Raw genomic sequence first — 25,769 nt, 5'->3', positions numbered from 1 at the left:
GCAAGATTTAATCGAGCACTTGTTTAAGTTTTTTGGCAAATCCATCATCCAAAACGGCTGCCACAACGCGGGCCTCTTTGCCAATCGCCTGGCCAAGAAGATAACGATTTTCAACCATTTTAATTGGAACCTCATACGAATTACATTTGTCGGTAATTTTTTTTGTCGTATTTTGTGATGCATCTGCGGATAATAAAACGAGCTTCGCATTTCCACTGCGGATTTGCTTAACGGACAGCTCCTCACCAGATATTACCTTTCGTGCTCGATTGGCCAGTCCAAGCAATGACATCCATTGGTTTTCGTTCATTTAGACGACCCGTTCTCCTTCTCTATCAACTCAAGCAGTTCATCATATAACGATTCGGAAATCGTAACCTCTAAATGGTTTGCCAAAATATTCTTTTTCTTTGCCAAGAGGACGGCATCTTTTTCCTTTGAAAGATATGCACCCCTGCCCGATTTTTTTCCAGTTAAATCGACGGATACATCTCCTTCTTTTGAGCGAACGATGCGAACGAGTTCTTTTTTCGGCTTCATTTCACCAGTGGCCACACATTTCCGCATAGGAACTTTTTTCTTTGTGTTCACCATCATTCACCTCTGATCTAATCTATTTCTTCATCGTTAAAATCGTCAAAATCAGTATCCGCTCTATCATCGAATAGACGAATTGTTTCTTCACGAGGATAAATCCCCATTTCACGAGCCTCAGATTCTGATTTAATATCAATTTTCCAGCCGGTTAATTTAGCCGCTAAACGGGCATTTTGGCCGCGTTTCCCAATTGCTAATGAAAGCTGATAATCCGGCACGACAACCGTTGTCGCTTTCTCATCTTCATTTACTGATACATCCAGCACTTTCGATGGGCTGAGCGCATTAGCTACAAAAACAACCGGGTCATCAGACCATTTTACAATATCGATTTTTTCGCCCTTTAATTCGTTTACAACTGCTTGGACGCGAGCACCCTTCGGACCAACACAGGATCCAACTGGATCTACCTCGGGGTTATCGGAGTGAACTGAAATCTTCGAACGGTCGCCTGCTTCGCGGGCAACGGATTTAATTTCTACCGTCCCATCATAGATTTCCGGCACTTCGATTTCAAATAAACGTTTTAATAATCCCGGATGAGTCCTTGAAACAAATATTTGAGGTCCTTTTGTTGTTTTTTCCACCTTGGTAATAAATACTTTAATTCGATCATGCGGCTTATAACGTTCATTTGGCATCTGCTCATTGATTGGGAGCAGAGCTTCTATTTTACCAAGGCTGACATAAATAAATTTTGAATCGAGTCTTTGGACGATACCAGTCATGATATCTTCTTCACGGTCAATAAATTCAGAATAAATAATTCCTCTTTCCGCTTCTCTGACTCTTTGTGTCACAACCTGTTTAGCAGTTTGGGCAGCAATTCGGCCGAAATCCTTCGGCGTTACTTCCATTTCGACGATGTCCTCAACCTGATAGTTTGGATTGATTCTTATAGCATCTTCTAAGGAAATTTCAAGACGTGGATCAAACACTTCGTCCACTACTTCTTTACGTGCAAAAACACGCATTGAACCAGTTTCCAGGTTTAAATCAATTCTGACGTTTTGCGCTTGATTAAAATTGCGGCGGTAAGCCGAGATAAGTGCTGCTTCAATGGCTTCAATTAAAACATCCCTGGAAATACCTTTTTCTCTTTCCAGGACAATAAGAGCATCTATTAGTTCGCTGCTCATTTGAGTATTTCCCCCTATTCTATTGTATTTTTCTAAGTTTAAGAAAACGTTACAGCAAGCCTTGCATTTGCCACTTTTTCATATGGAATTTCAATCGTTTTTTTACGGGTTTTTATTTTCACTTCGATTGTAACAGTTTGACCATCGAAAGCTAAAAGAGTCCCTTCAAAACCTTTTTCACCATCAAGAGGCTCATAAGTTTTAATAAAAACATTTTTCCCGATTGCTTTTTCAAAATCTTTATCCTTCTTTAAAGGGCGTTCTGCACCTGGCGATGATACTTCAAGAAAATAGTTATGAGGAATTGGATCCACTTCATCAAGTTTTTCACTAAGTCGTTCACTGACAATTCCGCAGTCTTCAATATCAACGCCTGTGTCTTTATCGATATATACGCGAAGGAACCAGCTTTTTCCTTCTTTAACGTATTCAATTTCTACTAATTCTAAGCCAAGCTCTTGAAAAATAGGTGCAGCCAGTTCTTCAACAACCTCGGTGACTTTACTCATGCCCTACCTCCTTTTCCAGCAATATCTTCTATGTAGCTATGCAAGTTTAAAATACTGATGAAAAACCATCCTAAACAACACGAAAGAGTGGGAGAATCCCCACTCTTGTACACGAGAGTATGTCTTAGTATTTCCAATAAAACTATAACATAACCATGAATTAGTTGCAAATATCAAAAGCGGAAGTGCCTTGCGCAGGGGCTTATGCCCCCGAGCCTCTAGGCACAGGAGCTAGAGTCAGAAAAGCGGAAGGTGTTAAAACAGCGAAAGCTGGTTTTGCTCAGGCAATGCACTGAGGCAGCCTTGCTTGTCCAGATACTCAAGGATTGTCTTGGAAACCTTCCCTCTTTGCTGGAGGTCTTCTTTCGATAAAAATTCTCCAGCACCGCGGGCATTAACAATATTTACGGCAGCATTTGTTCCCAGCCCTGGAATGGAGTTGAAAGGCGGAATTAACGTATCCCCTTCAATGATAAAATCAGATGCATCCGATTTGTATAAATCATAATTCTGGAAGGAATAGCCGCGTTCAGTCATTTCAAGCGCAAGCTCCAACACCGTCAGCAGGTTTTTCTCCTTGTTCGATGCTTCCAAACCCTTCGCATTGATTTCGCCAATTTTTGCACGAATGGCCTCAGAGCCGCGCGTCATTGTTTCTAAGTCAAAGTCCTCTGCCCGGACAGTGAAATAAGCAGCATAATAAAGAAGGGGAAGATGAACTTTAAAATAGGCTATCCTCACAGCCATCAAGACATATGCAGCAGCGTGGGCTTTCGGGAACATGTACTTAATTTTTTTACAGGAGTCAATGTACCATTCCGGTACCTCGTTCCTTCTCATTTCCGCTTCCATTTCTTCCGATAATCCTTTTCCTTTACGGACGGATTCCATTATTTTGAAAGCGAAGGATGGCTCAAGTCCCTGATAAATTAGGTAAACCATGATATCGTCCCGGCAGCCGATTACTTCACTTAGGGTGCAAGTCTTATTCTGAATCAATTCCTGTGCATTTCCCAGCCAAACATCCGTACCATGTGATAAACCAGAAATCTGAACAAGTTCTGAGAAGGTTGTTGGCTTTGTATCTTCAAGCATTTGTCGAACAAACCGGGTACCAAATTCGGGAATGCCTAACGTTCCCGTTTTACACATGATTTGTTCTTCTGTTACCCCAAGGGATTCCGTACCGCTGAATATTTTCATTACTTCAGGGTCATCGGTCGGAATCGTTTTTGGATCGATACCGCTCAAATCCTGCAGCATCCTGATCACTGTCGGGTCATCGTGTCCGAGAATATCAAGCTTTAAAACGTTATCGTGAATCGAATGGAAATCAAAATGGGTCGTTTTCCATTCCGAATTTCGATCATCAGCTGGAAATTGGATTGGCGTAAAATCGTAAACGTCCATATAATCAGGAATAACGATGATACCGCCGGGATGCTGACCAGTTGTTCTTTTTACACCCGTACAGCCGGAAGCAAGCCGTTCCACTTCGGCCCCGCGCATTTGGAGGTTATTGTCCTGCTGATAGGCCTTAACGTAACCAAAGGCCGTTTTGTCTGCAACGGTACCAATTGTTCCAGCTCTATAAACGTATTCCTCCCCGAAAAGCACCTTCGTATAGTTATGGGCCCGGGGCTGATATTCTCCGCTGAAATTCAAATCAATATCGGGAACCTTATCTCCTTTAAAGCCAAGGAAGGTTTCAAACGGGATGTCATGGCCATCTTTTCGATATTTTGTGCCGCAATGCGGGCAATCTTTATCAGGCAAATCGAAGCCTGAACCAACCGAACCATCATTAAAAAACTCCGAATGCTTGCAGGATGGACAAATATAATGCGGAGGCAAGGGGTTAACCTCAGTTATTTCCGTCATTGTCGCGACCAATGAGGAACCGACCGATCCACGCGATCCGACCAGGTACCCATCATCCAAAGATTTTTTAACAAGCTTATGGGAAATCAAATAAATAACGGCAAATCCATGCCCAATGATACTTTTTAATTCTTTTTCCAAACGGGCCTCAACAATTTCCGGAAGCTCGTCGCCATAAATTTTCCGGGCCATGGCATAACTCATTTCCCGCATTTCTTCATCGGCACCTTCAATTCTAGGTGTGTACAAATCATCCTTTATTGGCTTTATGACGTCAATCATATCCGCAATTTTATTTGTATTTGTGACGACGATTTCCTTTGCCTTTTCTTTTCCTAAGAATGAAAAGGCATCAAGCATTTCATTTGTCGTTCTAAAGTGAACATCTGGAAGCTCATGGCGGTTCAGTGGGTTAGCACCGCCCTGTGAGCTGATTAATATTTTTCTGTATATCTTATCGTTTTCGTTCAAGTAGTGAACATTACCTGTAGCTACAACCGGTATTCCGAGCTTGTCACCAAGTGCAACGATGTTGCTGATAATTTCCTCAAGCGCCCGTTCATCACGAACCAGTTCCATTTCAAGGAGCGGAGCATATACCGGTTTCGGCATAACCTCGATATAATCATAAAAGCCTACTACGGCCTCCACTTCGTCAGGAGACTTTTGCATCATCCCCTCAAAAACTTCTCCTTTATCACAGGCGGAACCAACAAGTATTCCTTCGCGATATTTTTGCAGCACCGACCGTGGTATACGCGGTACACGATAAAAATATTCAATATGTGCAATAGAAACGAGCTTAAATAAATTTTTCAACCCATGCTCAGTCTGCGCCAAAAGCGTACAGTGATAAGGACGGGCTCTTTGATAGGCATTTCCTTTTCCCATGTGATCATTAAATTCATCATGGTAAATAATCTCTTTTTCCTGAGCATCCTTCAACATTTTCAATAATAAGTATCCGGTTGCTTCTGCATCATAAATCGCCCTATGGTGCTGGGTCAGTTCGATATCAAATTTTTTCGCCAAGGTATTTAATCGATGGTTTTTTAATTCTGGATACAAGAAACGGCCCAATTCCAGCGTATCGATGACAGGGTTTTTGGCTTTTCCAATACCAATTTTTTTATAACCGACATTCAAGAATCCCATATCAAAGGAAGCATTGTGGGCAACTAAGACAGCATCCCCAGTCCAGTCATAGAATTTCTGTAAAACTTCAGCGACCTCTGGAGCATTTTGCACCATGTCATCGGTGATGCCTGTCAGGTTGATGGTTGTCGCTGATAAGCGATGATGCGGATTAGCGAATGATTCAAACCGATCGATGATTTCGCCGTTCCTAATCTTTACAGCAGCAAGCTCGATTATCGTATCGTATACGGCTGAAAGGCCCGTTGTTTCAACGTCAAACACGACATAAGTATCTTCAGCAAGAAGCCTGTGGGCATCATTAAAGGTAATCGGTACACCATCATCGACCAGATTCACTTCTACACCATAAAGAATCTTTATATCATTCTTTTTCCCGGCACTGTAGGCTTCCGGGAAGGATTGGGCTCCGGCGTGGTCGGTAACAGCTATGGCTTTATGGCCCCATTTTTTTGCTTGGGCTATTAAAGTGGCGACAGGAGTGACGGCATCCATCTGGCTCATCGGGGTATGCAAATGTAGTTCGACCCTTTTTTCGTCATCTGGAGCAGTATCTTTCCTGCCAGCAGGCTTAATCTCGTTAATATCATTACCAATCATGACAAGGTCACGAACGAAAGTATCATTTTGAATGCTGCCGCGAACCTTTACCCACATTCCCTTTTTAACAAGTTGGAAGGCATTTGCGTCCTCTTTGTCGCGGGAGAACATTTTAACCATTATGGAACTGGTGTAGTCGGTAATTTTAAAGGTTAACAAGGAGCGGCCGCTGCGCAGCTCGCGAATATCCGCATCAAATATATAACCTTCGACGACAACTCGTCTTTCTTCATCGACAATATCAATTAAGCTGCGGAGCTCGTTGTTATCCTTAATTGTCAAACCGATTGAAAGCGGACCTTGCGGCACATCACCGCCTCCCTGCTCCTTCTCGGCATCTTGTTTCTGCATTTCGACCATTGCCATTAAGGCACGTTCTTGGTCTTCCTTTTGTTTAGCAATTAAAAATTGTTGATATTCCTCGTTATGTTCTTCACTTTTTATATCAATCTCAAAGGAAAACAGCGGGAACCCGAAGGATTGATAAATTTCACCGATTAATGGCCCATATTTACGTTTTAGGGTTAATCCCTCTGCCTCGTTTCTAACCGAAACGGTAAGCTTATTGCCGCTTACCACAGGCAACTGTTCATGTAAAAGTTTAATGAGCGGCGGGGAGATTCCATCAATTTGCTGGATGCAATAGCTCCAGTATTCGCTGATTAATTCTGAGGCGTTATCTTGATTAGTAACTTTTATATCATATGATACTGCTGCAATGTTTGAAAAAGTTCGCTCGATTTGGGCAGTAAACCGCGTGAATACATTGAATGGCAGGACTTTCTCTAATAAAAATTGAAAGTGCCATTTTCTCGCTTTCTTTTCTACCAGTAGCCTTTCGATTTGCGCATTTTGGAAATGCATAACGACTGCATCTTCAGTTAGTTGCAGCTGCTGGAGTAAGAGTTGGAATCGCTCTTTTTTGCCTAAGGCATTTTCGCTCATCCTCTCATCTCTCCCCTCTTTAAAAATCTCTTTTTCTAGTCTATTTCAGAAAGTAATTATACCATATCATCGGAAAAGATTCGGGTTAATTCGACAGAAACCTTTATCCATTTTTAGCAAAAAAATAAGGGGCCAAAAACCGGCCCCTGCTTAATTATTTTAAGAAAAATCGTTGGATATCGTTCCAGGTCACAACGAGCATCAGCAGCATTAGCAGCGCAAACCCGATAAAGTGGACCATACCTTCTTTTTGACGGTCAATCGGCTTGCCGCGCACGGCCTCTACTGCGAAGAACATCAGCCTTCCCCCGTCTAATGCCGGGATTGGAAGTAAGTTCATAATCCCAAGGTTGATGCTTAAAATTCCAGCCCACTTCATGAGGTAGAAGATCCCCGATTTGGCCACTTCATCCGTGGAAACATAAATTCCAACCGGGCCTGATAAGGCATCAATGGAAAATTGTCCGGTTACTAATTTACCGAGCATTACAAAAATCTGCGTTGTCCAGAAATAGGTTTCTTTGGCGCCTGCTGTAACGGCTTGGACTGGCGACTTTTCAACTGGGCTGTAAACACCGATAATCCCCATTTTTTTGCCTTCCACCGTTTTCTCATTAGGCGTAACCGAAATATCCATTTCTTTTCCATTACGTACAACTAAAAAATCAAGCTTTTCGTTTGGATTCTTGCGGATAATTTCAACAACATCAGACCAGCTGCTAATTTCAGAACCATCGATACTTTGGACAATATCCCCTTTTTGTAGTCCTGCTGCTTTCGCGGCACCATCCGGGGTAATCTCACCCAGTTTCGGATCGTTTGTCGGTACTCCCTGCAATAAAGCAATGATAATAAATACCACAAATGCCAATACAAAATTCATCATCGGGCCCGCAAAAATGGCCATAAATCTTTGTCCTAACGTTTTTGAAGCAAATTGCCGATCCAATGGTGCTATTTGTGATGCTACGCCATTTTCGACAATGACTGCCTTTGGATGAATCGTAAAGGTTTGCAAATTTTCATCGTCATCCTCAGGGAACCCTTTAATGATTAGGTCCTTTTCAATATCTGCATATTCAACCTCAACAATACGACAATTTGGGTACTTTTCTTTATTATTCAAGATAAGCTTGGTTGCTTGGCCGTTCTTATCAAATAATAGTCCAATTCGGTAGCCAGGCTTTATTTCAACCATTTCCGGATCTTCGCCAGCCATCCGGACAAATCCGCCGATTGGCAATAGACGAATAGTGTATGTGGTTTCTCCTTTTTTATGGGAAAAGACCTTCGGACCCATCCCAATCGCAAATTCGCGGCAAAGGATGCCTGCCCGTTTTGCAAAAATAAAATGTCCTAATTCATGAAAAAAAACGAGTGCGCCAAATATCACAATAAAGGCAATGACTGTACTCAATAATAAAACCACCTTTTTATTTGGTTTAGAAAGTACCTTTAGACCTCAATATCTGTCTGTCGCCCTTGGTCAAGGCGCTTATTAACTTTATAGCAGTGAATTTACAAACTGCCGCGTTTCCTTGTCAACCTCTTGGATTACACTTAAGCTCGGATGCCGAATCGTTTGATGAGCACTTAACGCCTGCTCAATCAAATCTTCTATTTGCAGGAAGCGAATCTTTCCTTCTAAGAATGCTGCGACTGCCGCTTCATTTGCCGCATTCAAAACAGTTGGCATCGTCCCACCTATTTTCCCAGCCTCATAGGCAAACTTCAAACAGCGGAACCTTTCCATATCCATTTCCTGAAAATGGAGTGTCCCAATTTTCGCCAAATTTAAGCGGTTCCCTGTGGTAAGAGGCAATCGGTCCGGATAGGACAGTGCAAATTGAATCGGTACCCGCATATCCGGTGTTCCCAGCTGGGCAATCACACTTGTATCATGGAATTCAACCATAGAATGAATAATACTTTCCTTGTGAAGCAGTACATCAATTTTTTCATAGCCAAGTGAAAACAGCCAATGTGCTTCAATAACTTCGAGGCCCTTATTCATCATCGTTGCCGAATCAATCGTGATTTTCGCACCCATCGACCAGTTCGGATGATTTAATGCTTCCTCAACTGTCACTTCCTCCAGTTCACTACGGGTGCGGTCACGGAAACTGCCGCCGGAGGCAGTTAGAATTAAGCGTTCAATGTTTTTCTCCTTCTCTCCTTGCAGGGCTTGAAAAATGGCCGAATGCTCGCTGTCTACTGGGAGAAGTGCCACATTATTTTTCTTCGCTGCTTCGATCACTAAATGTCCGGCCGTCACCAGCGTTTCTTTATTGGCGATTGCGATTGTTTTCCCGCATTCAATCGCCTGCAGCGTGGGGTTTAGCCCTACGCTGCCGAGAACGGCATTGACAAGAATATCCGACTTGTCATAAACCGCTGCTTCAATCAGCCCTTCCTCGCCAAACGTAAACTTAAGCTTAGGGAATTCTGCTTTTAATGTATTATAATCAACCATCGTTTGTACAGAAACAAGCTCAGGCTGAAATTCCGCAATTATTTTTCGCGTTAAATCGATGTTTTTGCCAACGGAAATGGCAGCTAATTTAAACTCTTCAGGGTGCTCCCGGAAAATATCCAGGGTTTGGGTACCGATGGACCCGGTCGCACCCAGTAAACTAATTGTCTTCAAACAAGTCAACTCCTAAAAAGAAAAGCCTCTTACCAAAGGTGGAAAAAATGCAATAATGGCAAAACAAATAATAAACTGTCAAACCGGTCTAGAATGCCTCCATGTCCCGGTAAAATGGTTCCTGAATCTTTTACATTAAAATGGCGTTTATAGGCAGATTGGACAAGATCTCCGATTTGTCCAAAAACGGATAGAACGATAGTCATGCCTACTATTGTAACAATTCCGGCATTCATATCGCCAAAAATAGCAAACATAATTGCCACTACAGCGGCACAAACAATACCGCCAATTGAGCCTTCAACCGTTTTGTTAGGACTGATTTCCGGCCATAATTTCTTCTTGCCCATCGCCTTGCCAATAAAGTAAGCCCCTGAGTCCGTTGCCCAAATGATGAATAAGGAATAAAAAACATACACAAGACCAGCTTCTCGCGTCTCCATGAGAAAATAAAAACCAATACCTGTATAAATTGCCGAAAGTACTGTAAAAGCGGCATCCTCAAAAGTAAAACGATTTTTTGTAATGACCGTATAGGTCAATAACAATAGAATAAATGCAATGCCTAGCTCCGTTTTTGAATAGTAAAAGTCCGCCATTATTTCATTATATTGTGCAGGGAATAAAATAACCCAAAGGAAAAGCAGAGAAAGGAACCCGTATGGAGAAAAAAGGCTCAAGCCCTTCATCCTTAATAGTTCATATAGCCCAATGGTTGCTAGCAAATAAGTCAATAATACGAACGGAAGCCCGCCGTAAAATACGATTGGCAAAAAAAGTGCCGCTGCTACGACTCCTGTAATAATTCTTTGTTTCATTTACTGTTTCAACACCTTTTTTGACTGCAAATTTATATTCCTCCAAATCGACGCTGGCGCTTTTGAAACACTTCGATTGCCTCTAACAAATGATCCTCACTGAAATCTGGCCACAACACATCAGTAAACCAAAACTCCGAATAGGCTAACTGCCATAACATAAAATTGCTTAAGCGAATTTCGCCGCTTGTCCGGATTAATAGGTCAGGATCTTTGAAATTGGAAGTCATTAGATAGGAGGAAAATGCCTCCTCATTTAAATCGGTTTCCTTCAGTATGCCACTATTATAATCATTTAAGACTTGCTTGACCGCATCAAGAATCTCAGCCCTGCTTCCATAATTCAAAGCAAAGTTTAACACAAGTCCTGTATTATTCTTTGTTTGTTCCATCGCCTTTTCAATGGCATTTAAAGTATGTTTTGGCAGTTGATGCTTATAGCCCATCATTTTCACTTGAACATTATTGGCCACCAATTCTGGAAGGAAGGTTCCTAGGAATTCCTCTGGAAGCTTCATAATATAATCCACTTCATTTTTTGGCCTTTTCCAATTCTCTGTGGAAAAAGCATACAAAGTCAGCACTTTTAGCCCAAGGTCATTGGCAAGCATAGTTGTTTTTCGGACAACCTTCATCCCTTCATGATGACCGGCAATGCGCGGCAGTGCCCGTTTTTTAGCCCATCGGCCATTTCCATCCATAATAATGGCCACATGTTCGGGTACCGGCAATTTTTTAATTTCTTCAATTTTATCTCGGAGTGTGGAAGAGTTATTTTGGTTCTTCCAGATTTTTATTTTATTTAACATGGCAAGCGCTCCTCCATTATTAGCTTTCCTCCGATAATAAACTTCATCGAACTTGTTATAGTATGTAGTAGATTTAAATCCAGCATGCCTATATCATACCAAAAAAGAAAAAAGATATCTCATTTCATACTATGTAAAATAGAAAGAATTAAGAATAATGTCAAACAATCCTAACTTATGTATTTTAAAATTTTTCTATTAATAGTGAAAAAACCCCCTAAAAAGAGGGTCATTCTTTACTATTTACGTTACACTTCCATAATTTCTTTTTCTTTATCTTTTGTGATTTGATCAATTTTATGGATGTGGTCATCGGTAAGTTTTTGAATATCATCAGAGTATCCGCGCAGGGCGTCTTCTGTAATTTCACCATTTTTTTCAAGCTTTTTCAACTCATCGTTGGCATCGCGGCGAACATTTCGGATCGCGATTTTCGCTTCTTCTGATTCCTTCTTCACCACTTTTACCAATTCTTTACGGCGCTCCTCTGTTAATTGAGGAATTGCAAGCCGAATGATAGAACCATCATTGGAAGGATTTAAGCCTAAATCAGATTTCAGAATCGCTTTTTCAATATCGCCAAGGATCGTTTTATCATATGGCTGGATGACCAATAACCGGGCTTCCGGAGTCGATATTCCCGCCAACTGATTAACAGGCGTTGGCGCCCCATAATAATCGACCGTAATTCGATCTAAAAGTGAAGCACTCGCTCTGCCGGCACGAATACTGGCAAGCTCGCGAGTATAAGCTTGAATTCCTTTTGTCATTCTTTCTTTTGCGGAATTGATGACTTCTTTTGCCATTAGTTTTTCCCCCTAACAATCGTTCCGATTTTTTCACCCATAACAGCCCGTTTGATATTGCCCTGCTCCATGATAGAAAAGACAATAAGTGGAATATCATTATCCATACATAGGGATGATGCAGTTGAATCCATAACTGCCAAGCCTTCCTTTAAAACATCAAGGAATGAAAGATCATCATATTTTACAGCGCCTGAATCAACACGTGGGTCAGCAGAATAAACACCATCGACATTATTCTTCGCCATCAGGATAACTTCCGCATCAATTTCAGCTGCTCTTAAGGCCGCTGTTGTATCTGTCGAGAAATACGGATTTCCTGTTCCTGCTGCAAAAATGACTACCCGCTTCTTCTCCAAGTGTCTGATCGCACGGCGTCTTATGTAAGGTTCTGCAACTTGACGCATTTCAATTGAGGTTTGTACCCGTGATTCAATCCCTAAGTGCTCTAAACTGTCTTGTAACGCAAGAGAGTTCATTACCGTTGCCAACATCCCCATATAATCAGCAGTTGCCCGGTCCATCCCCATTTCACTGCCAATCTTCCCGCGCCAAATATTGCCGCCGCCGACAACAACGGCCACTTCTACACCGAGCTCGGCAATTTCTTTTACTTGAGTGGCAATTGATTTGATGATAGATGGTTTAATTCCAAAGCCCGAATCACCAGCAAGAGCCTCTCCGCTTAATTTTAACACAACGCGTTTGTACTTAGGACCGTTCATATAAACCTCCATAAAAAATTCTAACTTTTTTTCATCTTAAAAAATAGGGAACACAGCGTGTCCCCTATTCAAACATCAATTACAAATACTTCAAACCTGTTAGCCCAAGAATAATTGACTATTTTTTATTCACTTGGTTCATTACTTCTTCAGCAAAGTTATCTTCACGCTTTTCGATACCTTCGCCTACTTCGTAGCGAATGAATTCACGGATTGTAGCGCCTTTAGATTCAACAAATTGGCGAACCTTTTGATCAGGATTTTTAACGAATGCCTGGTCAAGAACACAAACATCTTCAAAGTATTTGCCAAGGCGGCCTTCAACCATTTTAGTCACGATATTTTCAGGCTTGCCTTCGTTAAGTGCCTGCTGAGTTAATACTTGACGCTCATGTTCTACTTCCTCTTGAGAAACTTGATCGCGGGAAACATATTTTGGATTTAACGCAGCGATGTGCATAGAAACATCTTTTGCAGCATCGGCATCTGTAGAACCTTCAAGAACAGTTAATACAGAAATGCGTCCGCCCATATGAAGGTAAGCGCCAAATGCATCACTGTCTGTCTTAGAAACTACTGTAAAGCGGCGAAGAGATAGTTTTTCACCAATTTTTGCGATTGCCGCATTGATATGAGCATCAACTGTTGCACCGTTTTCCATTGTTTGTGTTAATGCTTCTTCCACAGTAGCAGGCTTGTTCTTAAGTAAATGTTCCGCAAGCTCCTTTACAAGTGTTTGGAAGCCTTCGTTTTTCGCAACGAAGTCAGTTTCGGAGTTTACTTCTAGGATAACAGCATCATTGCCATTTGTTGAAATGGAAGTTAAGCCTTCTGCCGCGATACGGTCTGCTTTCTTAGCAGCTTTTGCGATACCTTTTTCGCGTAGGTAGTCAATTGCTTTGTCCATGTCACCGTCTGATTCTGTCAACGCCTTTTTGCAATCAAGCATACCTGCGCCAGTTTTTTCACGTAATTCCTTAACCATTTGAGCAGTAATTGCCATAATTTAATATCCTCCTTCAATTAACTATGTATTCATATCTTTACCAATGAGACCCGGGTTAAACTTTCAATCTTTAAAAAAAGGTGATAAAGGGTCTCCCTCTTATCACCTTTTTTAGATAAGGCTATAAATTTACGCTTCTACAGCTACTTCTTCGCCTTGTTTAGCTTCTAGGATAGCATCCGCCATTTTACCAGTTAAAAGTTTAACAGCGCGGATTGCGTCATCGTTAGCAGGGATAACAACATCGATTTCATCCGGATCGCAGTTTGTATCAACGATACCTACGATAGGAATGTTTAATTTCTTAGCTTCTGCTACTGCAATGCGCTCTTTACGAGGGTCGATGATGAACAATGCATCTGGAAGCTGTTTCATATCTTTGATTCCGCCTAAGAATTTCTCAAGACGTTCTTGTTCTTTCTTAAGTTGAACAACTTCTTTCTTAGGTAATACTTCAAAAGTACCGTCTTCTGACATTCTTTCAATATCTTTTAAGCGGCCGATACGCTTTTGAATTGTTTCAAAGTTTGTTAATGTACCACCTAACCAGCGTTGGTTAACATAGTACATACCAGAACGAGCTGCTTCTTCTTTAACAGAATCTTGAGCTTGTTTCTTTGTACCAACGAAAAGGACTGTACCGCCTTCTGCAGCAAGTTCCTTAACCCAGTTATAAGCTTCTTCTACCTTCTTAACTGTCTTTTGAAGGTCGATGATGTAGATGCCGTTACGCTCTGTGAAGATATATTTCTTCATCTTTGGGTTCCAACGGCGAGTTTGGTGTCCGAAATGTACACCAGCTTCAAGCAATTGCTTCATAGAAATTACTGACATGTTTTTTTCCTCCTAATGGTTTGTTTTCCTCCGCTCATCTCATCTTTAAGCAGGACTTAAAGTTAAGCACCCTCTGCCTAAATCAACAAGCGTGTGTAATAACACCATGAAATAATATAGCACATGGCCATTAAACAATCAAGGTTTAGATTAAAAAAAATTCCCGGCTCCTGCCGGGAATCCTTTAAAACATTAATGTGATTTTAATTTTTCAAGTTCGACCAAGAACTTGTCATTAAGAACTTTAATGTAAGTTCCTTTCATTCCAAGGGAGCGAGACTCGATAACTCCAGCGCTTTCGAGCTTTCTTAAAGCGTTGACAATAACGGAGCGGGTAATTCCTACACGGTCTGCAATTTTTGAAGCGACTAATAACCCTTCATTACCGTTTAGCTCTTCAAAAATATGTTCAATGGCTTCTAGCTCACTGTAAGATAAGGAGCTGATGGCCATTTGCACAACAGCTTTGCTTCGTGCTTCCTCTTCAATTTCTTCAGATTTTTCACGAAGGATTTCCATTCCGACAACAGTTGCACCATATTCAGCTAAGATTAAATCGTCATCATTGAACTTATCATGCAATCTTGCCAGGATCAAAGTACCCAGACGTTCACCGCCACCAATAATCGGAACAATTGTTGTTAAACCTTCCTGGAATAAATCTTTATTTTCAACAGGGAAAGCTGTATATTGACTATCCACATCTAAATTCGGGGATGTTTCGGTAATTGAGAACAAATTGTTTGTGTATTCTTCCGGAAATTGACGATCCTCGAACATTTTTTTCATACGTTCGTTTTCGATTTGCTGATAAATCGTAATGCCAAGTAGTTTCCCACGGCGGCTGACGATGTAAACATTTGCTTCAATGGTTTCACTTAATGTTTGTGCCATTTCTTTAAAGTTTACCGGTTTCCCTGCTGCCTTTTGCAGCAAAATATTAATCCTTCTAGTTTTTGTTAGTAAATCCATCTGTTTCTTCCTCCTAAATAACTACAACCATTATTAAATTTTTATTGGTAATACGATTTTTGCAACGTATTAGGTAACAAGATAAGAACTTAAAGAATAAATTGACTCAAATCTTTGTTTTTCGATATAGCGCCTAGCTTCTCGTCAACATATTGAGGTGTTATGGTGATTTTATCCATCGTAATATCTGGTGCTTCGAAGGATAGATCCTCTAATAGTTTTTCGAGGATCGTGTGAAGCCGTCTGGCACCGATATTGTCGGTATTCTGATTCACTTCAAATGCTACTTCAGCTATTCTACGAATAGCATCGTCAGAAAATTCAATTTGTATACCTTCTGTTTCCAATAATGCTTGATATTGCTTTATTAAAGCATTGTCCGGTTCGATTAAAATCCTAAAGAAGTCATCGACTGTAAGCTTTGTTAATTCCACCCGGATTGGAAAACGCCCTTGCAATTCCGGAATCAAATCGGAAGGCTTCGCCATATGAAAGGCACCCGCAGCAATGAATAAGACATGGTCGGTTTTAATCGGCCCAAATTTTGTTACCACTGTGGAACCTTCAACCACTGGCAGAATGTCCCTTTGCACACCTTCTCTGGAAACATCTGCCGATGAGCCGCCATTATTTTTGCTGGCAATTTTATCAATTTCATCAATAAAAATGATTCCGTTTTGCTCGGCGCGATAAATGGCCTCGGATGTTACTTCATCCATATCAATAAGCTTCGCAGCTTCTTCACTCGTTAATACTTTTCTTGCTTCTCGAACAGTAAGTTTTCTTTTTTTGCGCTTTTTCGGCATGAAGCTGCTTAGGGCATCCTGCATATTCATCCCCATTTGTTCAATACCTGAGCCTTGGAGCATGTCAAACATGGAAGGCGCCTGCTCTTCCACTTCAACCGTGACAATTTCATCCTCCATTTGTCCAAGTGCCAATCTTTCTTTGACAATCTTTCTTTTTTCCTGGATAGAATAATCCTCCTGGTGTGTTTCCTGCTCGTTTGCATTGTTCCCGCCGCCAAATAACATTTCGAGCGGGTTTTTATAGTTAGATGATTTTTTCGCTGATGGAACCAAAAGTTCAACAAGTCTGCTGTTGGCATTTTCTTCGGCCCGTTCTTTCACGCTTAGCATCCGTTCTTCCTTTACCAGACGGACAGATGTTTCTGCCAGATCACGAACCATGGATTCTACATCACGACCAACGTAGCCGACTTCGGTAAACTTCGTTGCTTCCACCTTAACAAATGGTGCACCGACAAGCTTCGCAATTCTCCGGGCAATTTCCGTTTTCCCAACACCAGTCGGGCCAATCATTAAGATATTTTTAGGGATAATTTCATCTCGAAGCTTATCATCCAGAAGGCCCCTTCTGTATCGGTTTCTTAGGGCTACCGCAACGGCTTTCTTGGCATCCTTTTGGCCAATAATATACTGATCCAGCTTTTCAACAATTTGCCGGGGGGTTAAATTGGTTGTTCTGACCATTATTTTTAGCTCCTTCCCGCTATAGCTCTTCCACGATAATATTATGGTTTGTATAGACGCAGATTTCAGCAGCGATTTCTAACGATGCTTTCGCAATTTCCCTAGCCGATAAATGATCTCCGGCATATTTCTTTAATGAGCGGCCTGCTGATAATGCATAGTTCCCGCCTGATCCAATTGCAAGAATTCCATCATCGGGCTCAATAACTTCACCTGTGCCGGACACAAGCAGCAAACTTTCACGATTCATCACAATCAGCATGGCTTCCAGTTTTCTCAGGACTTTATCACTTCGCCACTCTTTTGCAAGCTCAACTGCTGCTCTTTGAAGATTCCCATTAAATTCCTCTAACTTACCTTCAAACAATTCAAAAAGAGTAAAAGCATCTGCCACAGAACCAGCAAAGCCTGCCAATACCTTCCCATTAAATATCTTTCTAACCTTACGAGCTGTATGTTTCATCACAACAGCGTTGCCCATGGTAACTTGGCCATCACCGGACATTGAGCACTCGCCATTATGGTGGATGGCAAATATCGTGGTGGCATGAAATTGTTCCATTAAGATATCCTCCTTCATTTTTGGAGTTTTTTCTTTTAGTTCAAAGTAAAATATGTAAAAAAATCCTTCTACAAGATAATTATGAAAACTGTATTCATTTATACCCCGGGATGTTTTTTTCTATACATTTTTCTTCACCTTTTGCTCAGCCATGAACATAACAAAATCACTATAAAAAAGTTGAATAAGCCCCTTAGTATTTTGCGCAATTCCTGTCCAGTTGTAAATAACGAATCAAAAATGTTAACAAAACATTCACAATTATCAACATTTTCTATCGCAAGGGCTTCTAAATCGTATCACAATTCAATAGCCCTTGCAATAAATTTTACAAAACTTTCACAAAGTTCTGAATTGTTTCTAAAGCTCTATTAGCATGCTGCAAATTCCGTTCTTGCTTTCCTCTTATTTTCACAGGCAGTTCAGGAAACAATCCGAAATTGGCGTTCATCGGCTGAAAACTTTTCGGGTTTGCAGAAGTAATATACCGCGCCATACTGCCGATTGCCGTTTCCGCTGGGAATTCTACAGTTTCCATTCCCGTCGCGAGTCTTGCCGCATTAATTCCTGCAATTAAACCGCTCGCAGCAGATTCCACGTACCCTTCAACACCCGTCATTTGTCCAGCGAAAAATAAATTTTCCCGGTTTCTAAATTGATAAGTTGCTTTTAGCACCTTTGGTGAGTTGATAAAGGTATTGCGATGCATAACTCCATAGCGAATAATTTCGGCATTTTCAAGACCCGGTATTAATTGTAGCACTTCCTTCTGCGGGCCCCACTTTAAATGGGTTTGAAAACCAACAATATTATACAGCGTACCTGCTGCATCGTCCTGCCTTAGCTGAACAACCGCGAAGGGTCTTTTACCTGTCTTTGGGTCCTCTAGCCCGACTGGCTTTAATGGACCGAACAGCATCGTTTTCTTCCCTCTTGCTGCCATTACTTCAATCGGCATGCAGCCTTCGAAAAAGATTTCCTTTTCAAATTCCTTTAAAGGGACGGTTTCAGCTGAGACCAAAGCTTCATAAAAACGATCAAATTCCTCTTCCGTCATCGGACAATTTAAATATGCCGCTTCCCCTTTATCATAACGGGACTTTAAATAAACTTTATCCATGTCAATGCTGTCTTTTTCGATAATCGGCGCCGCTGCATCATAAAAATATAGATAGTCTTCATTCGTTAAACTTTTCAGTTTGGCCGATAATTCCGGACTTGTTAGTGGGCCGGTTGCGATGACCGTTAGTCCTTCCGGAATATCTATGACCTCTTCATGGATGACTGTCACATTTTCATGGTTTTTCACCATTTCGGTAACTTTTGCCGCGAATTCATGACGGTCAACAGCCAATGCCCCTCCGGCAGGAACACTGCAGGCATCAGCAGCAGCGATAATAACGGAATCAAGCATTCTCATTTCTTCTTTTAAAACACCGACTGCATTTGTTAGAGTATTAGCCCTAAGCGAGTTACTGCAGACCAGTTCGGCAAATTTATCTGTATGATGGGCTGGAGTTTGTTTGACTGGTCTCATTTCGTAAAGACGGACCTTGACACCGCGCTTGGCGAGCTGCCACGCTGCTTCGCTGCCTGCCAAACCGGCACCGACAACGTTTACTGTTATATCCATGTTAATCCTCCTGAAACATTCAAATATTAATTAAGTCCTTACTTTTTACCATTCCCTCGAATTCAGTCCATCTTGCATTTTACTATACGATTGACAAACAAAAAAGTTTTATGTTTAAAAAAATAAAAAAGAGTGGAATATTTCCCACTCCTTAGCTTTGTGGTTCTTCTTTATAGTCACAGGATACACATTGGACTTGGACACCCTTTTTGAGTTTCTTCTCGACAAGGAGTCCCTCACATTTTGGACAGTTTCTAGGAAGCGGCTTATCCCAAGATAGGAAATCGCACTCTGGGAAGCGGCTGCACCCGTAGAACAATCTCTTTTTCTTACTTTTTCTTTCAACGATTGTCCCCTCTTTACAAGTAGGACAGGTAACGCCGATTTCTTTAACAATCGGTTTTGTGTTTCGGCAGTCCGGGAAATTACTGCAAGCCATGAATTTGCCGTAGCGGCCCATTTTAAACACCATCGGGCTGCCGCAACTTTCACAGTCTTCACCGGCAGGTTCGTCTTTGATTTCAACTTCCTGCATTTCTTTTTCTGCTTTTTTCAGGTGAACTTCAAAATCCTTATAGAATTCATCGATAATCTTTACCCACGGTGTTTTTCCTTCTTCAACATTATCCAAATCCTGTTCCATTTTGGCGGTAAACTCGACATTCACAATCTCCGGAAAAAACTCTACCATTAATTCGTGGACAATTTCTCCAAGCTCCGTCGGAACAAAACGTTTATTGTCGAGCGCTACATAGCCCCTTTTTTGAATGGTATCGAGCGTTGGGGCATAGGTTGAAGGCCTGCCGATTCCGAGTTCCTCAAGTGTCTTTACAAGCCTTGCCTCCGTATACCGAGGCGGCGGCTGGGTAAAATGCTGTTTCGGCTCAATATCCTTCTGGAACACTTCATCCCCTTCATTGAGGTCAGGAAGCATTTTGTTGGATTCCTCCACTTGATCATCCGTACCTTCAACATATAGCTTCATAAAGCCAGGGAACTTTATTTTCGATCCAGTAGCGCGAAACACCACATTGCCATTTTGTAAATCAACACTCATTGTATCCATTACAGCTTGGGCCATTTGACTGGCTAAGAACCGTTCCCAAATTAATTTATATAAACGCAGTTGATCTCTTGAAAGGAACTCCTTCAAACTGCTCGGATCTCTGAATGTGCTGGTCGGCCGAATCGCTTCATGAGCATCTTGAGCATTTGTCTGTTTCTTCTCTTTCCTTTGCTCTGTTTTTAGAAATTGCTCCCCATATTCAGTCTTGATATAATTAGCCGCTTCTTCCTGAGCTATTTCAGAAATCCTGGTGGAATCTGTTCTCATATAGGTAATCAAACCGACTGTCCCTTCTTTGCCAAGTTCGATTCCTTCGTACAGCTGCTGGGCCAGCATCATTGTCTTTTTGGCCCGAAAGTTTAATTTTCTGGCTGCTTCTTGCTGCAGGGAGGAGGTTATAAATGGCGGGGCAGGATTTCTGCGCCGCTCCTTTTTTGTTACGGCAATGACCGTGAACTTGTTTCCCTCCATTTGCTGCAGGATCTTTTGCACCTCTTCTTCAGAGCTTACTTCTGTTTTATTCAGTCCTACAAGACTATGAAACGAAGCGCTGAATTGATCTTTCCCCTTTAAAAATTCGCCGTCAATCGTCCAATATTCTTCTGGAATGAAGGCTTTAATTTCATTTTCCCGGTCAATAATCAATCTGACAGAAACCGATTGGACTCTTCCCGCACTTAACCCCTTTTTGACCTTTTTCCATAACAGCGGACTGATATTATAGCCCACCAGGCGGTCAAGAATTCTGCGGGCCTGCTGTGCATCTACCAAGTCTTTATTGATTGGCCGTGGATGTTTAAAGGATTCCTGGATGGCATCCTTAGTGATTTCATTAAATACTACCCGGCAGTCCGAGTTAATATCCACATCAAGGCTATGCGCCAAATGCCAAGCGATTGCTTCTCCTTCGCGATCGGGGTCGGCCGCCAGAAAAATTTTCTTAGCTTTTTTGGCTGCTGTCTTTAATTCCTTTAAAACAGGGCCTTTTCCGCGTATCGTAATATATTTCGGTTCAAAGCCGTTGTTAACATCCACCCCCGTTTGACTGCGCGGCAAATCTCTAACGTGACCCATTGATGCTTTTACTTTATATTTTTTTCCTAAATATCGCTCAATCGTTTTCGCTTTTGCAGGCGATTCAACGATGACAAGAAACTCCGACATGTATGTTCCTCCTTAAGAGGGAAAGTGTGAAAGCGCCCCGAATCTGGCAAAAGCCTGCTTCTAAGATGCTCGATTTTTTTGAGAAGTTTTCTAAATTCTAGTTATGACAACTTTGCTTCAAGAAATACTTTCCAAAACTCCCATATCCCAAATTATTTATATAATACTTTCAATATTATTGTCTCATTCTAGTTTTTGAACTTATGTTGGAAAATGTAATACATATTAGAAATTATTTCAACCTTTTTATCCTAACTTTTCTTCATTTATACAAAAAACCCTGCAAAAATTAAAAATTTATTCAATAAAATACAGTTTTATCTTATTTCCTCTAATATATCCCCGGCTTTTGTGACAAGTTTTGCTCCCTGCTGAATAAGTTCATTTGCCCCGATTGAATAGGGATTAAAAATGCTTCCAGGAAGCGAAAAAACATCTCTGCCCTCATTAACGGCATAGTTGGCCGTTATTAATGAGCCGCTTTTCCTCTTTGCTTCTATAATAAATGTTCCCCGAGACATCCCACTAATGATTCGGTTTCGCGCCGGAAAATGCCATCTCTGCGGCCGTGTATCCGGGGGGTATTCGGACAGTACAAGCTGTGTTTTCATCATTTCCAATGCCAGATTCATATTTTCCTTTGGATAAATATGGTACAGCCCTCCGGCAATCACAGCAATCGTCTTTCCGCCATTTTTAATAGCGTATTCATGGGCGAGTTTATCAATACCTTTTGCTAAACCGCTGACTATTACCACTCCATTATCAATTAATTCCGGGAAAATTAAACGGATGGCATTTTTTCCGTACTGGGTTGCTTGCCTAGAACCAACCACAGCTAATTTCGGATCTTTCTCTAGCAGGGATAAGTCACCTTTTGCGAAGATTGCCCAAGGAGGCTGATAAATTTCTTTTAAATAACGGGGATACAGCGGGTCAAATACGGTAATGACGGAGATATCATTTGTTTTGTATTGGCGAATTTGGTCATAAATGATTTCGGGATAAAAGGGTTCAGTAGCAGGGTATGCAGCAATGGCGGAGGCCGGAGGGGGGAACATGCTCAATTGGGCTGTTGGTTGATAAGATTTTAAAGATTCAAGTCCCGGGTCTCTTTTTAATATTTGATAGATCGTATGCCACGATATATCAGGATAATGAAGCAGGGAGATTAGTTTTTCAGTAAACTCATTCACTGTTAATTTCCTCCATTTTAAATTTTTTAAACAGAAAGAGCCCCTCATAGTATGAGGGACTATCTGTTTATCATGGTGTATTTTAGTGAGTTTTACACTTTTCGTATAAGCCTTGTTCTTTAAGTACTTCAATTAAAGTTTCACCCATTACGGATGGTGTTGCAGCTACTTTCATGCCACATTCGTTCATAACGCGGATTTTTTCATCAGCAGTACCTTTTCCGCCGGAAATAATCGCACCAGCATGGCCCATGCGCTTTCCTGGAGGTGCAGTACGTCCGCCGATGAAGCCGACAACAGGCTTAGTCATGTTTGCTTTAACCCACTGTGCCGCTTCCTCTTCTGCTGTTCCACCGATTTCACCAATCATGATAACAGCATATGTTTCAGGGTCTTCATTGAATGCCTTTAATACATCGATGAAGTTTGTTCCGTTAACAGGGTCTCCGCCAATACCAACTGCAGTTGTCTGGCCGATACCTGCTTGAGTTAATTGATGAACAGCCTCATATGTTAAAGTACCAGAGCGGGAAACAACGCCAACATGTCCTTTAGTGTGAATGTAGCCAGGCATAATGCCGATTTTACATTCATCAGCTGTAATCACGCCAGGGCAGTTTGGACCAACCAAGCGAGTCTTCTTGCCTTCCATGTAACGCTTAACTTTCACCATATCCAATACTGGAATATGCTCTGTAATACAAATAGCAAGATCTAGTTCAGCATCAACCGCTTCGATAATGGAATCTGCAGCAAATGGAGCTGGAACATAAATAACGGAAGCATTTGCGCCTGTTGCTTCGACTGCCTCTTTCACAGTATTGAAAACAGGAACACCTTCCACCTCTTGGCCGCCTTTACCCGGTGAAGTTCCGCCGACGATTTGTGTGCCGTATTCAAGCATCTGCTTTGTATGGAAACGGGCTGTTCCGCCTGTTATTCCTTGAACAATTACTTTTGTGTCTTTATTAATAAAAACGCTCACGTTAATTCCCCTTTCTCTTGATCCTATTTCACTAATGAAACGATTTTTTGTGCGCCGTCTGCCATGGATTCAGCAGCTGTGATATTAAGACCTGACTCAGATAGGATCTTCTTACCTAGGTCAACATTTGTTCCCTCTAAACGAACGACAAGCGGAATAGATAGGCCAACTTGTTTTGCTGCTTCTACTACTCCATCAGCAATGACATCACACTTCATGATACCGCCGAAGATATTAACAAAAATACCTTTTACGTTAGGATCGGAAAGGATAATTTTAAATGCTTCCGTAACCTTCTCAGCTGTTGCACCGCCCCCAACATCAAGGAAGTTTGCCGGATCGCCGCCATAGTGCTTAACGATATCCATTGTAGCCATAGCCAGTCCGGCACCGTTAACCATACAGCCGATATTGCCGTCTAATGCAATATAGCTTAAGTCATACTTAGAAGCTTCGATTTCTTTTGGATCTTCTTCTTCAAGGTCACGATACTCTAAAACCTCATTTTGACGGTACAGTGCATTGGAATCGAAGTTTAATTTTGCATCCAATGCCATTACGTTACCATCGCCAGTTACAACTAACGGGTTGATTTCGGCAATCGAGCAATCCTTTTCAATATAAGCGTTGTAAAGGCTTGTCATAAACTTAACAGCTTTATTGACTAATTCCTTTGGAATATTGATATTAAATGCCAAACGACGAGCTTGGTATGGCATTAATCCAAGAACTGGATCAATTTCCTCTTTGAAAATTTTCTCAGGTGTATTAGCGGCAACTTCTTCAATTTCTGTTCCGCCTTCTTCAGAACCCATTAATACCACGCGGGAAGTAGCACGGTCTAATACTAATCCAATGTAGTATTCTTTTTTAATGTCGCAGCCCTCTTCAATTAGGAGACGCTTAACTTCTTTACCTTCAGGTCCTGTTTGGTGTGTAACCAATGTTTTACCAAGAATTTCGCTGGCATATGTACGAACCTCATCAAGGTTTTTGGCAACCTTAACACCGCCGGCTTTTCCCCGTCCGCCTGCGTGGATTTGCGCTTTTACCACACATACTTGTGTGCCTAATTCTTTCGCAGCTTCAACTGCTTCTTCAACAGTGAAAGCCACTTTTCCATTCGGAACCGCTACCCCATATTTTCTGAGGATTTCTTTCCCCTGATACTCATGGATATTCATTTCCCATCCTCCTAATCAAACTGTTCAAAAAATTTGACTCCGTTTACATTTTATATAATGAAACAAACCTTGTCCACCATTATGCTATAAATAATATTTATATAAAAATCAAGGAAAATAATTAGTAATATAATGCAAAACTATTATTTTCCAAAAATAAAACAGGCTTTATTCAGCCTGTTTTATTATAAATCACTTAAGCTAGATTTATGTACCTAACGAAAACGATAATTGATTTGTCAGAGTATCCTTGATGGGTGAAAAGCTCTTACGATGATAAGGAGTGATTCCATATTGGTCAATCGCAAGCAGGTGTTCCTTCGTTCCATAGCCTGCGTTTTCTTGAAAACCATATTGCGGAAACCGCCCCGAAATTTCTTTCATAAGGGAATCTCTTGCTGTTTTAGCGACAATAGATGCGGCTGCGATTGAAATACTTTTGGCGTCCCCTTTAATGATCGATTCTGTCAGGTAAGGAGTGTCAAGTTTCATGGCATCAATGAGCACTACATCCGGGTTTGTTCCCAGACCTGCTATAGCCGATTTCATTGCTTTTTTAGTGGCCTGATAGATATTGATTTCGTCTATTTCCGCGGCATGAACCATGGCCACACTGAATGCAAGCGCCTCTCTCCTAATGATTTCATCAAATTGAAGCCGTTTTTTTTCGGACAGCTTTTTCGAATCATCAATCCCTGGCAGGAAAAAATCCGTCGGCAAAATGACCGCTGCGGACACAACCGGACCAGCCAGCGGCCCCCTGCCTACTTCGTCCACACCTGCTATATACTGAAAACCTTGACCGCGGTATTTACGCTCAAAGGCCGTCATTTCAAAGAACTTCTCAGCAAGGCCTTTTTCTTGAGCTCTCTGCTTCTTCCATCTCGCCAGGCAGGTTTGCACCCCTTTTCGCTCATCTCCTTCAAGACTGATTAGGAAAGGGTCGTTATCTGCTTTAACGTTATTCAGCTGTTCTTCAATTTCTGCAATCGACAAACGTTTCATTCTAATTCACCTTTTAGGTAGCGTTTAATAAAGCTCCC

At 41.5% G+C, this 25,769-nt stretch carries 22 protein-coding genes; all 22 read right to left on the bottom strand.

All coding sequences use genetic code 11. The features are described from left to right. Positions 1–7 precede the first annotated feature (7 nt). The gene (locus tag ACNQGS_RS10660; RefSeq protein ID WP_213140763.1) at positions 8–310 is read right to left on the bottom strand and encodes a YlxQ family RNA-binding protein; all 303 of its coding nucleotides are present in this window, start codon (positions 308–310) and stop codon (positions 8–10) included. Continuing rightward, positions 307–591, bottom strand: coding sequence for an RNase P modulator RnpM (gene rnpM, locus ACNQGS_RS10655; RefSeq protein WP_213141303.1), 285 nt, complete (start codon positions 589–591; stop codon positions 307–309). The genes ACNQGS_RS10660 and rnpM overlap by 4 nt, the downstream gene beginning before the upstream one ends. Before the next feature lie 17 nt (positions 592–608). After that, positions 609–1,736 (bottom strand): transcription termination factor NusA, encoded by a 1,128-nt coding sequence (gene nusA, locus ACNQGS_RS10650; protein ID WP_491487267.1) that lies wholly within the window; start codon positions 1,734–1,736, stop codon positions 609–611. A gap of 38 nt (positions 1,737–1,774) precedes the next feature. Beyond that, positions 1,775–2,245 carry a ribosome maturation factor RimP gene (gene rimP, locus ACNQGS_RS10645; protein ID WP_213140765.1) on the bottom strand — a complete coding sequence of 157 codons (471 nt, stop codon included), beginning with the start codon at positions 2,243–2,245 and terminating at the stop codon, positions 1,775–1,777. A gap of 255 nt (positions 2,246–2,500) precedes the next feature. After that, positions 2,501–6,826 carry a PolC-type DNA polymerase III gene (locus ACNQGS_RS10640; RefSeq protein WP_491487266.1) on the bottom strand — a complete coding sequence of 1,442 codons (4,326 nt, stop codon included), beginning with the start codon at positions 6,824–6,826 and terminating at the stop codon, positions 2,501–2,503. Between the two features lie 154 nt (positions 6,827–6,980). Then, positions 6,981–8,243 carry an RIP metalloprotease RseP gene (rseP, locus tag ACNQGS_RS10635; RefSeq protein ID WP_491487265.1) on the bottom strand — a complete coding sequence of 421 codons (1,263 nt, stop codon included), beginning with the start codon at positions 8,241–8,243 and terminating at the stop codon, positions 6,981–6,983. Between the two features lie 87 nt (positions 8,244–8,330). Beyond that, complete coding sequence (gene dxr, locus ACNQGS_RS10630) at positions 8,331–9,473, bottom strand: 1-deoxy-D-xylulose-5-phosphate reductoisomerase (RefSeq protein WP_491487264.1); 1,143 nt, start codon at positions 9,471–9,473, stop codon at positions 8,331–8,333. A gap of 29 nt (positions 9,474–9,502) precedes the next feature. After that, positions 9,503–10,291, bottom strand: a complete 789-nt coding sequence (locus tag ACNQGS_RS10625) for a phosphatidate cytidylyltransferase (RefSeq protein ID WP_491487263.1) — start codon at positions 10,289–10,291, stop codon at positions 9,503–9,505. Positions 10,292–10,323: 32 nt separating this feature from the next. Continuing rightward, a complete protein-coding gene (uppS, locus tag ACNQGS_RS10620; protein WP_213140770.1) occupies positions 10,324–11,100 on the bottom strand; it encodes an undecaprenyl pyrophosphate synthase in 777 nt (258 codons plus the stop codon). A gap of 248 nt (positions 11,101–11,348) precedes the next feature. After that, positions 11,349–11,906 (bottom strand): ribosome recycling factor, encoded by a 558-nt coding sequence (gene frr, locus ACNQGS_RS10615; RefSeq protein WP_213116333.1) that lies wholly within the window; start codon positions 11,904–11,906, stop codon positions 11,349–11,351. After that, positions 11,906–12,631: a UMP kinase gene (gene pyrH, locus ACNQGS_RS10610; protein WP_491487262.1), complete on the bottom strand. Its 726-nt coding sequence runs from the start codon at positions 12,629–12,631 to the stop codon at positions 11,906–11,908. Before pyrH ends, frr begins: the two co-directional genes overlap by 1 nt. 118 nt (positions 12,632–12,749) lie before the next feature. Beyond that, the gene (gene tsf / locus ACNQGS_RS10605; RefSeq protein WP_491487261.1) at positions 12,750–13,634 is read right to left on the bottom strand and encodes a translation elongation factor Ts; all 885 of its coding nucleotides are present in this window, start codon (positions 13,632–13,634) and stop codon (positions 12,750–12,752) included. A 132-nt stretch (positions 13,635–13,766) separates the two neighbouring features. After that, a complete protein-coding gene (rpsB, locus tag ACNQGS_RS10600; RefSeq protein WP_213116336.1) occupies positions 13,767–14,471 on the bottom strand; it encodes a 30S ribosomal protein S2 in 705 nt (234 codons plus the stop codon). Positions 14,472–14,663: 192 nt separating this feature from the next. Then, a complete protein-coding gene (gene codY / locus ACNQGS_RS10595; protein ID WP_491487260.1) occupies positions 14,664–15,443 on the bottom strand; it encodes a GTP-sensing pleiotropic transcriptional regulator CodY in 780 nt (259 codons plus the stop codon). Positions 15,444–15,532: 89 nt separating this feature from the next. Continuing rightward, positions 15,533–16,936 carry an ATP-dependent protease ATPase subunit HslU gene (gene hslU / locus ACNQGS_RS10590; RefSeq protein ID WP_213140775.1) on the bottom strand — a complete coding sequence of 468 codons (1,404 nt, stop codon included), beginning with the start codon at positions 16,934–16,936 and terminating at the stop codon, positions 15,533–15,535. A 19-nt stretch (positions 16,937–16,955) separates the two neighbouring features. Then, positions 16,956–17,498 carry an ATP-dependent protease subunit HslV gene (hslV, locus tag ACNQGS_RS10585; protein WP_213116339.1) on the bottom strand — a complete coding sequence of 181 codons (543 nt, stop codon included), beginning with the start codon at positions 17,496–17,498 and terminating at the stop codon, positions 16,956–16,958. A gap of 328 nt (positions 17,499–17,826) precedes the next feature. Then, on the bottom strand, positions 17,827–19,131 hold the full coding sequence (gene trmFO / locus ACNQGS_RS10580) for an FADH(2)-oxidizing methylenetetrahydrofolate--tRNA-(uracil(54)-C(5))-methyltransferase TrmFO (RefSeq protein WP_491487259.1): 1,305 nt from the start codon (positions 19,129–19,131) through the stop codon (positions 17,827–17,829). 151 nt (positions 19,132–19,282) lie between these two features. Next, positions 19,283–21,361, bottom strand: a complete 2,079-nt coding sequence (gene topA / locus ACNQGS_RS10575) for a type I DNA topoisomerase (protein ID WP_491487258.1) — start codon at positions 21,359–21,361, stop codon at positions 19,283–19,285. A 317-nt stretch (positions 21,362–21,678) separates the two neighbouring features. Beyond that, the gene (gene dprA / locus ACNQGS_RS10570; RefSeq protein ID WP_491487257.1) at positions 21,679–22,557 is read right to left on the bottom strand and encodes a DNA-processing protein DprA; all 879 of its coding nucleotides are present in this window, start codon (positions 22,555–22,557) and stop codon (positions 21,679–21,681) included. A gap of 82 nt (positions 22,558–22,639) precedes the next feature. Beyond that, the gene (sucD, locus tag ACNQGS_RS10565; RefSeq protein ID WP_213140779.1) at positions 22,640–23,542 is read right to left on the bottom strand and encodes a succinate--CoA ligase subunit alpha; all 903 of its coding nucleotides are present in this window, start codon (positions 23,540–23,542) and stop codon (positions 22,640–22,642) included. Positions 23,543–23,565: 23 nt separating this feature from the next. Further along, positions 23,566–24,726, bottom strand: coding sequence for an ADP-forming succinate--CoA ligase subunit beta (gene sucC / locus ACNQGS_RS10560; RefSeq protein ID WP_491487256.1), 1,161 nt, complete (start codon positions 24,724–24,726; stop codon positions 23,566–23,568). Positions 24,727–24,933: 207 nt separating this feature from the next. Further along, on the bottom strand, positions 24,934–25,731 hold the full coding sequence (gene rnhB, locus ACNQGS_RS10555; RefSeq protein ID WP_491487255.1) for a ribonuclease HII: 798 nt from the start codon (positions 25,729–25,731) through the stop codon (positions 24,934–24,936). Positions 25,732–25,769 lie beyond the last annotated feature (38 nt).

Source organism: Neobacillus sp. PVCKKU3, from assembly GCF_058323225.1.
The sequence above is the reverse complement of the archived record's forward strand: the minus strand, read 5'-3'. Positions and strand labels throughout refer to the sequence as shown.